General features: G+C 60.4%; 12 protein-coding genes. 7 read left to right on the top strand and 5 right to left on the bottom strand.

Annotated features, from left to right (window positions below; all coding sequences use genetic code 11):
* Nucleotides 1–105 precede the first annotated feature (105 nt).
* Both Q0106_RS08065 and Q0106_RS08060 read left to right on the top strand, forming a co-directional pair.
* Nucleotides 106–816 (top strand): DUF3261 domain-containing protein, encoded by a 711-nt coding sequence (locus Q0106_RS08065; protein ID WP_297611338.1) that lies wholly within the window; start codon nt 106–108, stop codon nt 814–816.
* A 350-nt stretch (nt 817–1,166) separates the two neighbouring features.
* Entirely contained in the window at nt 1,167–2,183 is a 1,017-nt protein-coding gene (locus tag Q0106_RS08060; protein WP_366139499.1) for a bile acid:sodium symporter family protein, read from the top strand.
* A gap of 193 nt (nt 2,184–2,376) precedes the next feature.
* On the opposite strand, the gene Q0106_RS08055 is transcribed toward Q0106_RS08060, so the two are convergent.
* Complete coding sequence (locus Q0106_RS08055) at nt 2,377–3,243, bottom strand: Crp/Fnr family transcriptional regulator (protein ID WP_297611332.1); 867 nt, start codon at nt 3,241–3,243, stop codon at nt 2,377–2,379.
* A 215-nt stretch (nt 3,244–3,458) separates the two neighbouring features.
* Here Q0106_RS08055 and Q0106_RS08050 point away from each other — a divergent pair, with 215 nt between their 5' ends.
* The 4 genes from Q0106_RS08050 (at nt 3,459) to Q0106_RS08035 (ending at nt 7,502) form a co-directional block, all read left to right on the top strand.
* Complete coding sequence (locus tag Q0106_RS08050) at nt 3,459–4,991, top strand: flavocytochrome c (protein ID WP_297611329.1); 1,533 nt, start codon at nt 3,459–3,461, stop codon at nt 4,989–4,991.
* Between the two features lie 108 nt (nt 4,992–5,099).
* On the top strand, nt 5,100–5,435 hold the full coding sequence (locus Q0106_RS08045; RefSeq protein ID WP_152157899.1) for a cytochrome c3 family protein: 336 nt from the start codon (nt 5,100–5,102) through the stop codon (nt 5,433–5,435).
* 44 nt (nt 5,436–5,479) lie between these two features.
* Complete coding sequence (locus Q0106_RS08040) at nt 5,480–6,634, top strand: porin (protein ID WP_297611326.1); 1,155 nt, start codon at nt 5,480–5,482, stop codon at nt 6,632–6,634.
* A 163-nt stretch (nt 6,635–6,797) separates the two neighbouring features.
* Nucleotides 6,798–7,502: a DUF6198 family protein gene (locus Q0106_RS08035; RefSeq protein WP_297611323.1), complete on the top strand. Its 705-nt coding sequence runs from the start codon at nt 6,798–6,800 to the stop codon at nt 7,500–7,502.
* A 110-nt stretch (nt 7,503–7,612) separates the two neighbouring features.
* On the opposite strand, the gene Q0106_RS08030 is transcribed toward Q0106_RS08035, so the two are convergent.
* The 4 genes from Q0106_RS08030 to Q0106_RS08015 form a co-directional block, all read right to left on the bottom strand.
* Nucleotides 7,613–8,416 carry a MetQ/NlpA family ABC transporter substrate-binding protein gene (locus Q0106_RS08030; RefSeq protein WP_297611321.1) on the bottom strand — a complete coding sequence of 268 codons (804 nt, stop codon included), beginning with the start codon at nt 8,414–8,416 and terminating at the stop codon, nt 7,613–7,615.
* A 249-nt stretch (nt 8,417–8,665) separates the two neighbouring features.
* A complete protein-coding gene (locus Q0106_RS08025; protein WP_297611319.1) occupies nt 8,666–9,610 on the bottom strand; it encodes a nucleoside hydrolase in 945 nt (314 codons plus the stop codon).
* Between the two features lie 15 nt (nt 9,611–9,625).
* Nucleotides 9,626–10,582, bottom strand: coding sequence for a ribokinase (locus Q0106_RS08020; protein WP_297611316.1), 957 nt, complete (start codon nt 10,580–10,582; stop codon nt 9,626–9,628).
* 320 nt (nt 10,583–10,902) lie between these two features.
* The gene (locus tag Q0106_RS08015) at nt 10,903–13,752 is read right to left on the bottom strand and encodes an autotransporter outer membrane beta-barrel domain-containing protein (RefSeq protein ID WP_297611313.1); all 2,850 of its coding nucleotides are present in this window, start codon (nt 13,750–13,752) and stop codon (nt 10,903–10,905) included.
* Between the two features lie 111 nt (nt 13,753–13,863).
* On the opposite strand from Q0106_RS08015, the gene Q0106_RS08010 reads away from it, so the two are divergent.
* Nucleotides 13,864–14,301 (top strand): hypothetical protein, encoded by a 438-nt coding sequence (locus tag Q0106_RS08010; RefSeq protein WP_297611310.1) that lies wholly within the window; start codon nt 13,864–13,866, stop codon nt 14,299–14,301.
* Nucleotides 14,302–14,474 lie beyond the last annotated feature (173 nt).

Genomic DNA, 14,474 nt, shown 5'->3' with positions numbered 1-14,474 from the left:
GTCCTGCCATGATTGCGGCCAATGTCCGCTATGCTCATGACTTCGGGGCCGCCTTTTTCAGCCCGGGCTCCGACGGCTTCTTTTCCTTCGAAAGGCTTTCCTCCAATGCACTCCCCTCTCATAGCCCGCCGCTCCCTTGCCGCGCTCATTCTCGCGCTCTCCCTCTCCGGCTGCTCCGTGCTGAGAAAGGGCAGTGAGGAAGCTGAGAAGCCCGCTCAGCCGCCTCAGAAGAAGCGTCCCGCGGAAGCAAGTAGAAAGCCCGCGAAGCCCGAGGGTAAACGAGAAGCGCTTCCTCACCCGCCGGTCGACGACGGCGCGCTCGCGCCCGTCTTCATGCCTTCCATCGCCGACGCCCCGAAGCTCACGCTCGATCAGCAGATCCGCATCCGCTTTCACGAGAAGGCGCTCCGATCGGGGGCTCCGAAGTCCGTTCCGGTTCTGCGCGCCCTCGTTGTCTCCGACCCCGGGCTTCTGCGCGCAGCCTTCACGGCGATGGGGATGAATGTCTGGGCCATCACCTGGAATCAGAAGGGGGTTGAGGAGTCGAGGAGCCCGCGGCTTCCCGCGGAAGTAAAGGCGGACCGCTTCATCCGGGACTTTGCCTTTGCCTTCTGGCCCGCTGAGAGCGTGAAGAAAAGCATTCCGCCGGAACTTGACCTCATCGTCTCGCGCCGGGGCGACGCCGAAATCCGAGCGCTCATCCGCAATCAGGCCCCCATCCTGCGCGCCGTCATCACCCGCTCCCAAGGCCGCACGCTCATCACGATCACGAATGCCCCCGAGGGCTACACCCTCGACATCGAAGCGGCGCGCTGAACTGCCCGGCAAAACGGCCCGATGAGTCGTTTCGCCTAAGCCGGACATCTTAAGGGCATTCTCCGAGCAGGCTTGGAGCGCGTCATCCTTTTGTGCATTAGCGCCCGCAATGCGGGCAAAACGCACCGAAAGCGCACGCCGCAGACCGGCTTCGGAAGTAAAGTTACCTTCACGCACTTCACCTCCGGTGAGGAGATTTACTCCATCAGGTGCAGTCCGGCGGCTTTCCCGCCGGGAAACAACTTTTATGGGCGGCCTTTCATCAGGGCCGGAACGACCATGAAGCTTCTTTTCAGCTTTACAGCTTTTTGGAAGGGGATGCGCCAATAACGCATGCCTCGATGCTTGAAATGAAATATCTAGTGAAAGTGAGCCAGTTCGTAAACAAGACGTTTGCCCTGTGGGTGATTACGTTTGGAATACTCGGGTTCATTTTCCCTGAGATTTTCAAGCTCGTCGGCCCGTACGTTCCGGTTCTGCTCGGCGTTGTGATGTTCGGCATGGGGCTCACGCTCTCGACGTCCGACTTCAGGGAAATCTTCCGCCGTCCGCGCGACGTCTTTGTCGGCGTCGTCGCCCAGTACACGATCATGCCGCTCTCGGCCTATGCGCTCTGCCTTCTCCTTGAGCTCCCGCCTGATCTGGCTGTCGGCCTGATGCTTCTCGGCTGCGCCCCCGGCGGCACGGCGTCGAACGTGGTTACGTTCCTTGCCCGCGGCGACGTGGCGCTCTCCGTAACGGTCACGTCCTGCACGACGCTTCTCGCGCCCCTTGCGACGCCCGCCCTGATGTACGTCTTTGCGAACCAGTGGCTCAACATCGACCCGATGGCGATGTTCCTCTCGATCGTTCAGATCATCCTGCTTCCGATCGCGCTCGGCCTCATCGTTCACAAGGTCCTCGGCGACAAGCGTCTTGAAAGCGTCGTGGCAGCGCTCCCGATCGTGTCGGTTTCCGCCATCGTCGTGATTGCCGCCGCGGTTGTCGCCGCCACCCGCAATCAGCTTCTCAATGTCGGTCTCCTCGTCTTCACGGCCGTTGCTGTTCAGAATGCCCTCGGCATGCTCCTCGGCTACTGGTCCGGGCGCTTTACCGGCATGGATCTCGCCAAGTGCAAGTGCCTCTGCTTTGAGGTCGGCATGCAGAACGCTGGCCTTGCGGTAGCCCTCGCCACGGTGCACTTTGCGGCCTCTCCGATGACTGCGCTTCCGGCAGCGCTCGGCGCCCTCTGGCACAACGTCATGGGTCCGATCGTCGCCACGGTCTTCCAGGGCTGGCATGAGGAAGGCGAAAAGGAATCGTTCTTCGACCGCATCGAGCGCGTCTCGCGTGCTGAAAAGACCGTTCCGGTTTCCGCCAAGCACTAATCCCAAAACGCTTTTCTCTTCAGAACGCCTTTCACTTCCCGCGAAGCGGTTCGCCCACGGCTCACTTCACACTCTCAATCGGGTGAGCCGCTTCGAAGAGGCTTCGAAAGGATAGAGAAAGCATCAAAAAAGCTCCGTTCCCTTTCCGGGTCCGGAGCTTTTTTCGCATTCCGCATTCGTGCGCAAGAGAGCGCTATTCGAGCCCGTCTTCCTCCTCAGCGGCAAAGAGCATGTCCTCAACCCGCTTCGGGCGCGCGATGTAGGCGCCTTCGCCGTCCGCGTGATGCATCCAGTCGTGCACGCTCTGAAGCGCTGAAGCCTCGAGCCGGCAGAAGTCGCCCTCGCGCTCGTAGCCCGCTCCCGCACGGAGTTCCGCGAGGAGGCTGTCGAGCGTCACGAGCGACGTGCGGATGACCTGAGCGATATGCGCTTTCCTTCCGGGGACGGGGAATCGGACACAGCACCGTCCGTTCTCTTCGAGAATATGGCCGTAAAAGAGCGACCAGCAGAGGAAAAGGGCCTTCAGGCGCTCCATGGCGGGAAGAAGCGCGAGGACGGCAAAGCCCATTCTGTCCGAAAGATTGATGAGCTCTGCCTGTCCCATGACAAGGAGAAAGATGTCCTGATTCACCCAGGGCTTCAGAATGTCGTGCATTTCGCTGTGGCGGATTTCCCGCACGCGCACGTGCGAGAGCGCCTGATAGCGGCCGATTGCCGCGCGCCCCGTCACCCAGTTGAGGTTCCCCGAGGCATTCCTCATCGGGGGCGAGAGCGCCATGGCGCCTGCGCCCGGCTGGCCGTCAAGGGACGCGAGAATCCTCCCCGTGAGCCCTTCCTCCACGTACATGAAGCTTCTCACCTGCACGCGCGGGAAAAGCCAGTCGCCCGGCCCGAACTCGCGCACGACGCCCCGCGCGCTGAAAAGATTCCGGATGTAGGGATGGAGCGGCGGCGTCACCCACGGCATCACGGGAGCGGGAGGACCGGAAACGCCCGGCCACTCGCGGCTGAAGCGCTTCGTGCGGAGTGCTTCAAACCACTGCGGGGAAAAGCGGCGCATGGGGAAACTCCATCGGGAGGGAAGAGATTACCCAGAAAGGGAGAAAAACCAAGGGTTAACGCTGACAGTTTATACCTAATCATTTGGGTTTATCTCCATCGGGCGGTTCTTTAACCTTTCTGCTGTGCCCAGGGATGAGACGCGCGCCCTCAGGAGCGCCAGGCGCCTCCCGGCTCCTCAAAACCCTGCACGCATTTCAAAAAGGAGAAAAGTAAATGTCCGCTGATATTTCCCGCCGCAAGCTCTTCGGCGCCGCCACGGCTGCCGCCGTCGGTACCTTCTCGTTCGTGAAGACCGTTTCCGCCGAGGAAGCGAAGAACATCACCTGGAACGAAACGAAGGAATTCGTGATCGTCGGCACGGGCTTTGCCGGCCTCGCCGCTGCGCTTGAAGCCCGCCAGCTCGGCATGGCTGCCGATCAGATCCTCGTCGTCGACAAGATGCCGGTTCCGGGCGGCAACTCCATCATCAACGGCGGCGCTGTTGCGGCTGCCGGCACCGACATGCAGGAAAAGGCCGGCATCAAGGATTCGGCCGACCTCCTCTACGCCGACATCATCCGCGCGGGCGGCGGCCTCGCCCACCCGGCCCTTGCCCGCCGCATCGCGGACGAATCGGTTGAGAACTTCTACTGGCTGCGCGACAAGATCGGCGTCCAGTTCAAGGCCGTCACCTTCCACGGCGGCCACTCCGTGCACCGCTCGCACGCCGTCACGAACAATTCGGGCTCGGGCTTCATCAACCCGATGCTCGCGAAGCTGAAGGAAGAAGGCGTCACGCCGCGTCTTCGCTGCGTGGTCGACGAACTCATCGTCAACGACCAGCACTGCGTCCTCGGCGTCAAGGCCCGCACCGGCTACCGCTTCGGCCGCGAAAATTCCGGCAAGACCGTCTACATCCGCGCAACGAAGGGCGTTCTTCTCGCCTCGGGCGGCTTCGCTCAGAACGTTCAGATGCGCACCTCGCACGATCCGCGCCTCACGGCTGAGTTCACCTCCACGAACCATCCGGGCGCCACGGGCGAAATGATTCAGGAAGCGCAGGAAATCGGCGCCAACACCATTCAGATGGACTGGATTCAGCTCGGTCCCTGGACCTCGCCCGACGAACAGGGCTTCGGCGTTGCGCCGCTCTTCGTTGAATCCGCCGTCGGCTACGGTCCCATGGTTGATCCGGCCACCGGCAAGCGCTTCATCAAGGAAACGGGCAACCGCAAGGTCCGCGCCGACGCCATCGTCGCGATCGGCCACCCCTGCGTCATCTACACGTCGCTTGAGAACGCGAAGAATGTCATCATCGGCAAGAACATGACGCCCGAGATCTACGAGCGCGCCCGCAAGTCCGGCGTCGTCAAGGAATACCCGACGCTCAAGGCCATGGCCGACGACCTGAAGATCCCGTACGAAGAACTGAAGAAGACGAACGACACCTTCAACGGCTATATGGCCGCCAAGAAGGATCCGGACTTCGACTGCATGTTCTTCGACGACAGCAAGCCCAACACCGACGGTCCCTTCCTCGCCGTCCGCCTCTGGCCGCGCGTCCACCACTGCATGGGCGGTCTTGAGATCAACGACAACGCCCAGGTCCTCTCGGTCCGCGGCAAGGTCATCAACGGCCTCTACGCAGCGGGCGAAGTCACGGGCGGCGTCCACGGCATGGTGCGCCTGGGCACCGTCGCCGTTGCCGACTGCATGATCTTCGGCCGCGTCGCCGCCCGCACGGCGATGAAGTTCAAGGGCTGCTGATTCTCATAGAAGCCTTTTCTCCTCCTTTCGCCGAAGCGTGCGTCTGATCCCCCGACAAAGCCCGCTTCAGGCGAAAGGTTCTGACCAACCCTCGGAGACCCCACAATAATGAATCGCCTCGCCCTCATCCTCGCGAGCGCCTGCCTCATCTTCGGCACGGCCGCCTCTGCCGCCGACTTCGGCGCCGACCGCCATGTCGCCCGCGGCCTTGAATGCGCCAGCTGCCACGGCCCGGACATGAAGAACCCGGAAACGCCGGACGAAAACACGTGCCTCAAGTGCCACAACCGCGATCAGATTGCGGAGAAGACCAATTCCCGTCTTAATCCGAATCCGCACAAGGCGCCCCACAACGGCGACTGCACGCTCTGCCACCTGCAGCACGAGCCGGAGGAAAACTACTGCGCTCAGTGCCACAAGTTCGACTTCAAGATGAAGCACTAAGGGCCTCCAGGGCAGTTTGAAGCACCTCATTTCAGGAATCCATCATGAAAAAGTCTCTTGCAGCGCTCGCCGTCGCCGGGCTCTTTGCCGGCGCCTCCATGAGCGCCTTTGCTGCCGACGCCCAGGTCTACGGCGTCCTCGATACCGGCCTTTCCTTCGTTCACGCCGACCCTGACGCTGCCGGCCGCGACGCCGCCGACACCTTCAAAATGACCACGGGCCAGGAATTCGGCTCCCGCTGGGGCATTCGCGGAAGCGAAGACCTCGGCAACGGCATGAAGGTGGGCTTCATCCTCGAATCGGGCTTCGAGTCCGATACGGGCAGCATGGAGCAGAACGGCCGTCTCTTCGGCCGCGAAGCCTCGCTCACGCTCTCCGGCAACTTCGGCGCTCTCGCCGTCGGCCGCCTCCCGATCTTCGGGAGCGTCCTTGGCGCCAACGGCCTCTTCCGTGCAATCGACCCGCTCTTTGCGAACTACACCCAGGCCTTCGGCTCGGGCGCCGTGACGGCTTCGATGTGGACGCGCGTCGACAACGCAATCTCCTACCGCACGCCGACGTTCTCGGGCTTCACCGGCTACGCGATGTATTCCTTCAAGAACGACTCGAAGACGGATACCACGAACCGCGAAGGCATGGCGGATTCCGACCGCTACGCGTCCGCCGCGGTGCGCTTCCAGCAGGGCCCGGTTGAAGCGGTGCTCGTCGCCGACACGACGATGTACGGCAACGGCCGCGACAGCACGCGCGCCCACGACGATGCGGGCGTCACCGTCACCCTCGGCGGCAACTATGCCCTCGACGGCGGCGTGAAGCTCCTCGCCTTCGGCCAGTATTTCGAAGACCAGGAACTCAACGCCGCGCAGCGTGCGGGCGTCGTGTCCGCCGGCCTCAACGCACTCGGAGACGAAGCCAAATACGGCTTCGTCACGGGCTACGGCTTCAATCTTGGCGTCCATGTTCCCTTCATGGGCGGCGTGGCGAAGGTCATGGCCGGCCACCGCGACATGCATAACGAAAAGGACGTCGACTTTAAGCGCACGATGGCTGCGGTCGGCTACGACTACAACCTCTCGAAGCGCACTGCCCTTTACGTGATGGGCGGCTGGTCGCAGGAAAAGGTTGAGGTCAATGCCTCGAAGACCGACGCCACCCCGTGGGGCTACGAACTCACGGCCGGCATGGTGCATCGCTTCTGATTGCGCTTAAAGCCTGAATCTCCGGGAAGGAGAAGGAGAACCTGGATCTCTTCTTTTCTCTTCCCGGACTGCATGAGTCTTCTCTCTCCTTTCTCTTTTGGAAGCTTCCCGCAAAGAAGCTTCCATTTTTTTCTTTTCGTTTTCTCCGACAGATCCTTCAGGAATGACGCACTCGAGCTCCCGCCGGCGATTCACGCACCTCCTTCTTCGCATTCTTCTGCTCCTCGCGGGGATGTTTCTCGCCTCCCTCGGGATTGCGCTCACAACGCTCGCAGGCCTCGGGACCACGCCCATCAGCACGGTGCCGTACACGGGGGCGGCCATCACGGGACTCACCTTCGGCACCTGCGTCGTCATCCTCAACTTTGCGTACGTTGCCGGGCAAATTGCGCTCCTTCGGAAGCGCTATTCGCCCATGAATCTCCTTCAGATTCCGATCGGCTTTCTCTTCGGCGCCTTCATCGACCTCTCGATGCTCCTCCTTTCGTCTCTGACGCCCAACGGCTGGTGGACGGGCGCGCTCATGAGCGTCGTCGGGAACGTCATTCTGGCCCTCGGCACCGTGATGCAGATCCGCTCGAAAACGCTCGTGCAGCCGGGCGAAGGCTTCGTCATTGCCGCTGCCGCGCTTGCCCGCAAATCCTTCGGCACGATGAAGATCGCAAACGACCTCGCGCTCACCGGGATTGCAGCACTCATGGGGCTCGTCTTCCTCGGCGAAATCCATGCGATCCGCGAGGGAACGCTCGCCTCCGCCGTTTTGATCGGTCTTTTTGCCAGGGCGATCGATCAGGGACTGAACCGGCTCTTCCCGAAAGAGGCGCCCCCCGTGGAGGAACCCCGGGAAGTGCCGCTCGAGCGCAAATAGCCTGAAGCACAAGCCAGAATGGAACGCGGCAACAAGTGCAGAAAAGCCGGCGGAACGCAGAGTTCCAGCCGGCTTTTTGCAGCAATCTTCAACGCTGATCGAAAGAAGAATCAGAATCCGGGGATCACGGAGCCCTCAAACTTTTTGAGGATCCATTCCTTCACGCGCGGATCCTGATAGGCCTTCACGAAGGTCTTGACCCAGGGCTCGTTGAGGTTCTTTTCGGTGACGACGATGTTGCAGACGTAGGGACCGTTTGCCGATTCAACGAGAAGGCCGTCCCGGCTCGGGTTGAGGCCCGCCACGGCAGCGTAGTTGCCGTTCACGCAGGCGATCGTGAGGTCGTTGAGCGAAAGCGGCAGCTGCGCGGCCTCGAGCTCCACCACCTTCAGGTTCTTCGGGTTCTCGATGATGTCGAACTTCGAGGGAAGAAGGCCAGAGCCCTCGCGGAGCTTGATGAGGCCGCCCGCAGCGAGAAGGAGAAGTCCGCGGCCGCCCATTGCCGGATCATTCGGGATGCCCACCGTCGCGTCCTGCGGAAGGTCCTTGAGCGACTTGATCTTCTTCGAATAAACCGCCATCGGGAGCGTGAAGGCGGGCGCCGCGATTCTCAGGCTGTAGCCGCGGGTTTCGTTCTCATGGTCGAGGAACGGCTTCGTGCAGTAGATGTTGGCGTCGATGTCGCCGGCGTCAAGTGCGGCGTTGGGCTGAATGTAGTCCTGGAACTCATAGATTTTGACGTTGAGTCCGAACTCCTTCGCGATCGGCACAACGTATTCCAGAATCTGAGCCGACGGGCCGGCGGTGACGCCGACGCGAAGCGTCTTTTCAGCAGCAAAGGCGGAAGCGGCTCCCAGGAAGGGAGCCGTTGCGGCGGCGGCCGCGGCGGCGAAGATCAATTTACGGCGTTGCATTTTGCTTTTCCTCTTTTCTGGCAGATCGCATCCGGGTCGCGATCCCTAAGTATTCAGTGAGGAAAAGTGTACCGGTCTTCTTTTTCGGAAAATCAACTATCTGCCCGGGGCTTGAGGTATTACTCCGCCTTCTGAGCAGTTGCCCGCGGCAATGTGCTGCCTTCATCAGACGCCGCAAGGAAAAAGCTGCCGGTCTCCGTTTGAGGAAACCCGGCAGCTTCATATCCTGAGGGAACCCTTCGGAACTCGTCAGCCGATGCGCTCCACTGACTTCGCCATCAGATCCCAGAAGCGGTCCTTGTCGAGCTTGAGCGCCGCAAAGGTATGGCACCCTTCGGGCGCCGGACGGCGCAGATCCGCGACCGTCATGCCGGTCGTGAGCTCGCCCCGGATCTCCACATTGATCACCGTGGGGCGGACCTCCATGAGGGTCGGGTCGATCACGTAGGCGACCGCGCAGGGGTCATGAAGGGGCGGCGCATCAAAGCCGCGCCAGGCCTTGTAGTTCTTCGCAAAGGCTTCGAGAACCTGCCAGAGAAAGTGCGCGGGCTTTGTGCCGATCGCCTGAATGCGGTCGCGCACGTGCTTCTCGGCCCTTGCCTGGTACGTGAGGTCGAGCCCCACCATCGTCACCTTCCAGGGTTCGTTGAAGACGATGTGCGCGGCTTCCGGATCGTTCTCGATATTGAATTCCGCGCAAGGACTGACGTTTCCTTCCTTGCAGGCGCCGCCCATGAGGACGACTTCCTTCACGCGAGAAACAATCCGGGGCTCGAGCCTCGCCGCGAGGGCGATGTTGGTAAGGGGCCCGGTCGGAACGAGCGTCACCGTGCCCTCGGGCTCGCTCATGATGGTGTCGACAATGAGCTGAGCGGCAGGACGCGGGTCGAGCGGAATGTCGGCTTCCGGCATGTCGGCGCCGTCAAGCCCCGATTCGCCGTGGATTTCCTTGCAGACTTCCACCGCCGGGCGGATCAACGGGCGCTTCGCGCCCATCGCGATCGGAATGTCGGAGAGGCCCGCGAGGCGCGCAATGCGAAGCGCGTTCGAGGTGACCTTTTCGATCGTCTGATTGCCCGCAACCGTCGTGAGGGCAATGATCTTCACCGCGGGCGAGCCGGCGGCAAGAATGATTGCCGCAGCGTCGTCGTACCCCGGATCGCAGTCGAGAATGATTTTTCTCGGTTCCGTCATCGTTTTTTCCTTCGATTAGTCCGTATCGCGCATGGCTTCGTCGACTTCCTTCCAGTAAGGAATGGATTCAGCCGCGCCCGGGCGCGTCACCGAAATCGCCGCAGCCATCGCGGCAAAGCGGAGCCCCTCGAGAAGAACCGCATGAGCCTCTTCGGCGTCCGGCTTCTCCCAGGCGTCCATGAGGGCGCGCACGGCAAAGCCCGTGAAGGTGTCGCCCGCACCCGTCGTGTCGGCCGGATGCACCGGGAAGGCCTTGATGAAATCAGGCTCGAACCCGGGCATGCGGCAGACAACGCCCTTGCTCCCGAGCGTGACGAGAATTACGGTTTCGGGATAGCGGCGGCCGAGTTCAGCGACGATGTCCATGGCCTCTTCCGGGGTCTTCTCCTTCTTCTCAAGACCGAGAAGGCCTTCGGCTTCGGTTTCGTTTGCGATCAGCGCGGAAATCCGGTTGAGGGGAAGAAGCGGCGCCTGAGAATCAAAGGGCGAGGGATTGAAGATGACGCGCATGCCCTTCCCGAGCGCATGCTCGATCGAATAGCGCACCGCGCTCGTTTCGTTCTGAACGAGGAGCGCATCGCCCTTCCCGAAATCGTCCATCGCGGACTTCACGAATTCGGGCGTGAGGCGCACATTGGTGCCCGGGTAGTAGAGGATGGCGTTTTCGCCGCCTTCAGGGACCACCTGAATGAAGGTGTGGCCCGAGGGTTCGTTGGGGTCTACCGCAACGCGCGAGACGCCCACGCCCTCGTGCTCGAGGAAGACCTTGAGGAACGTGCCGTCCTGGCCGACAATGCCGGCGTGGCTCGTTCTCAGTCCGGCGCGGGCAAGCGCCACGCTCTGATTGAGGCCCTTGCCGCCGATGTGGATGGCGCGCCGGTAGGCGGCAAGCGTTTCTCCGCCCCGCAGGAAGTGCGGGACCTGGTAGACGTAGTCGATGTTGAGGGAACCGATATTGAGAACGCGGGGCATAGCAGTCACCAGAAATAAGGCGCTTGAGGGAAGAGAGGCCGGGTGCTCATCCGCAATGCGCGCCGGAACGGAGCGTCGGAGAGATCATGGGGCTCGGGGGCTCTCAAAGGCCTTCAATAAAAATAAGAGTCAAGAGTGTGATTATGCGTAATATCGGCGCAATGCTGTCAAGCTTTTTCGTGAGGACTCAGGGAAAGATTGAAGAAAGGCGCTTTCCGGACACAGTCAGAAGAAGCATGAAAGAAGCCCGTTCTCCTCCACGTGCACGGTCGCGGAAGGAACGGGCTTCTTAAAGGTCGCTTCTTAAAGGTCAGAGGCGATTAAAAGGCGTAGCGAACGTTCGCGTTGAACGCTTTGTTCGTACGGTCGTCACCGCCCGTCGTAAGACGGTAGTTGAGGCCGAACGTGAAGGCTCCCTTTCCGGCTTCAAGACCGATCGTGCCCTGAACCGGATTCGAATCCAGCACGCGGGTCGTATCCGTGATGCCGCCGAAGTAGTTGGCAGACGCTTCCTTGTCGCCGGCCGTGAGCACCAGCGTGACGTCAGCCTTCGGCGCGAACTTCCAGCCCTCAGCCTCAAAGGTCGAGGAAGCGGAAATGCCCACCGGGAGCTGATAAATCGTCATGGCGTCATAGTCGGCGCCGTACTTCGAATCATCCATCGAGAGGCGCGTCATGCGGACGCCGGCATGAGGCGCCAGATCAACGGGGCCGGCCGAGAAAGGAACCTCGGCGCCGACGCCGGCCGTCCAGAGATTCCCATCCAGGGATTCCTTGAAGGAGCCGATGAGGCTGCTCGTCGAAAGATCGTTCGAAGCGTGGATGTAGCCGAGATCGCCCTTGAAGTTGAAGACCCCAAGCGGATGAGCGGCATAGAGGGAGATGCCGTAGTAGTCGGCATTATTGTCCACGCGGCCGCTGCCGCCGACGGAGTTGCCGTCTGCCTTGCCGACATTAAGCGCCGCACCGACGAGACCGCCGCCGGAGAAGGCATAGTCGAACCCGAGCACGCTGCCGTAGAGATCAGCCTCGTAGCCCTCGGAGCTGCCGAAGAGCGTCTTCGCCTTGTTCCTCGAACCGAACACATCAACCCAGGGCGTGAAGCCTTCAGCGCGGGGGGCATTGAGCCCCGCGGCGGAATAGCGGCGGTTGAGCGCATCCGTCACTTCATTCTGATAGTCGAAGGCAGAGGAGAAGGCGCCGCCGTAGGCCGCCATATTGGTAGCAGCATGTTCGGCCGCAGCAATCTTATTGAAGAGGGGCGCGAAGAATGCCTTCTCCTCGCGCGCACGGTCTTCTTCCGTCCAGCCGGCGCCATTCTCGGCCTGATACTTGGCCCAGCCCTCCTTGGCTGCCTTCATTTCAGCATTCTGAGGATTGTCGCCGAAGACATCAAAGACGAAGAAGCCGGCAACGGCGCTCTCAAAGTTCACCGTATCGAGGGCATGCTCAATCTCACCCACGGAGTTGAGCCCGAGGGCCTTGAGTTGGTCGAGCTTCAGGTTATTTTTGCGGAAATAAACCTTGCCGTCCGCGACTGCCGAATCATCGAGATAAAGCGTCGTCCCGAAATCGACCGTGCCCGGATTCGTCCCGGCTGCCGCAACATCCACCCCCGTGTTGAGGTAATAGAGACTCTTCGCTTCGTCATAAACGCGCGAACCGGCGGCAATGTTCCGCAGATTGGCGAGCACGAGCTTATTCGCGGTCGGACGGGTCAGCCCGGCGTCGCTGTTGACGACGGCATTCTGAGCCGACGCCTGGTAGCCGCTGCGGGCAACCTGAGCGAGATCAATGACGGCCGTATTGACGCCCGAAAGATTGTTCTTATTCGTCATGGCGGCGCCGAAGAAAACCTGATCCTTAAGCGTCACCGCCTGACCGATCCAGAGCGTATTGTCGCGGCTGTGCGCCTTCTGATAAGCGGCGGCGTCCGCCTCAGAAGCGCTCCCGAGCACCAGAAGACCGCCCTGAACCTCCCCGGATTCGAGCTGACGGGAGCCAATCACCGCCTTGCCGGTAGAGACCTGCGCTTTGACCGCGCCGGCCTGAGGCGTCGTGCCGTCAAGGACGACAACGCCGCCACTGATCCTCGTGCCTGCACCCGACGCACTTGCAATAATATTTTTGCCGGCAAAACGGCCTTCAACGGTGAGATCACCGCTGGCATCCGCACCGCCAAGCGTCAGATCTTCAGCAAACGTGAAGTCGCCGTTCTTCGCAATCTTCACCGACTTATTGGCAGTGACCCGGCCGTCAACAACCGCTTTATCCGTGACTGCAGCCGCTTCGTCGCCGAAAACCGTGTCGACATTAAGCACCACAGGCATTACTGCCTCTGCTCCGGAAGCATCGACCGCCTTCGGCAGATAGAAGACCTTCCCGTCCGCATCGCCGCGAAGCGTGAGCATTCCCGACGACCCGGAAGCTGCATTGAATGTCAGGCCGGTAAATTTCGTTGAAGCGCCTGAAGAGCTGTCCTTGATTTCGAGCGAACCGAAGGTCATGGGCAAACTCAAGGCTTTCTCAACAGCTGAAGAAGAAGTTGCCTCAATAAGCGCCGATTTGCCGGTGTAGCCGATGGAAGCGCCGTTTGCAAAGGTTTCCTTGCCGTCACCGGCGATCAGAAGACCGTTTTCGAACTGCACATGAGCGCCGGAAGTGCCATTCGCAACAGCCTGCAGCTGGGCGACGGTGTAGTTAAACGCCGCATCCGTCAGGCGCAGGGTCAGAAAAGCGCCGCTAGTATTGCTCACCCCATCCTTAAGGCCGCCGATCGCTTCGATTCCGTTCTTGTCGGTCACTGGTTTGAAAAGCTGATCGGAAGAGGTTCTGATCGTGCCTGCCGCGAGATTAACCGTCCCGTTGCCAGATGACGTTCCGGTTACTGAAAGCTCCTTAAGCTCTACATTGCCGCCGAGCGTCAGCGTGCCTGCATTCTCGACTACAGCCTTCCCAATCGTGGAATGACCCGTCAGCGAAACCCGAGAGCCGCTCTTCGCATTGACGACCTGAATATCGGCAGTGCCCTGCATCTGCACCGTGCCGCTCACATTGAGCGTATTGACCTTGAGCTGACCGGCTTTGTTGCCTTGCTGCGGGTAATTGGCAGGATTGATAGTCAGAGTCCGGCCCGAAGCGATATCGAGCTGAGTTGTGGCTTCAAGCAAGCCGCCATTCTCGACTGTGACATTTCTGTCGTTTGTTCCGTGTCCTGAGACGGGTGGATCGAACGAAAATACTTTCGAATATGCCTTCAGATCATCCTTAGTAGCACCGCTTTGTGCCAGAACAATCTTATCTGCCGTTACGTTGGCACCGTTGATCCGGGTTTTGCTCCCAAATACAGTCTGACCACCGGAAGCTTCCTGTCCGATATCGGATTGAACAAGGATTTCTTTGTCGTTGGTCGTTTGTGCAGCCAGCTCCAGATAACCGCCGTCGTTTTTGATCACTACATTTTCGAGAATGAGCGCTCCGCCCCGAACGTTGATGTACGCATCTGCATTCTTCCCGACATTAAGTTCCACCTTATGAACTGCCTGGTCCTGGCCATTGCCTTTTGCGCCCAGCGTAAAATCATAGGTTTGCGTCTCAGAACCGCCGATAATCCCCTGACGTCCACCAGCAGCCGACGATTCATTATCAGCTACGAACTGGACAACGATGTCGCCGTCCTTACCCAAACTTTCAGAGTTGGCATCCAGATAGGCTTTTGATACCACCTGAATCGTGCCGGAACCAAGAATGGCATGTTTCGCATTTTGACCTTGGGCCTGGTCATCAACGTTATTGTTAAAAATGACCGTGCCATTATTCAATCTGATCTGCGTGCCACCCAGGGCGATCGCAGAATCCGAAAAGTTAATGAGTGCTTCTCTTTGCAATTTTC

Origin of the sequence: uncultured Sutterella sp. (assembly GCF_937923675.1) — a bacterium.
GTDB lineage: Bacteria > Pseudomonadota > Gammaproteobacteria > Burkholderiales > Burkholderiaceae_F > Sutterella.
The sequence above is the reverse complement of the archived record's forward strand: the minus strand, read 5'-3'. Positions and strand labels throughout refer to the sequence as shown.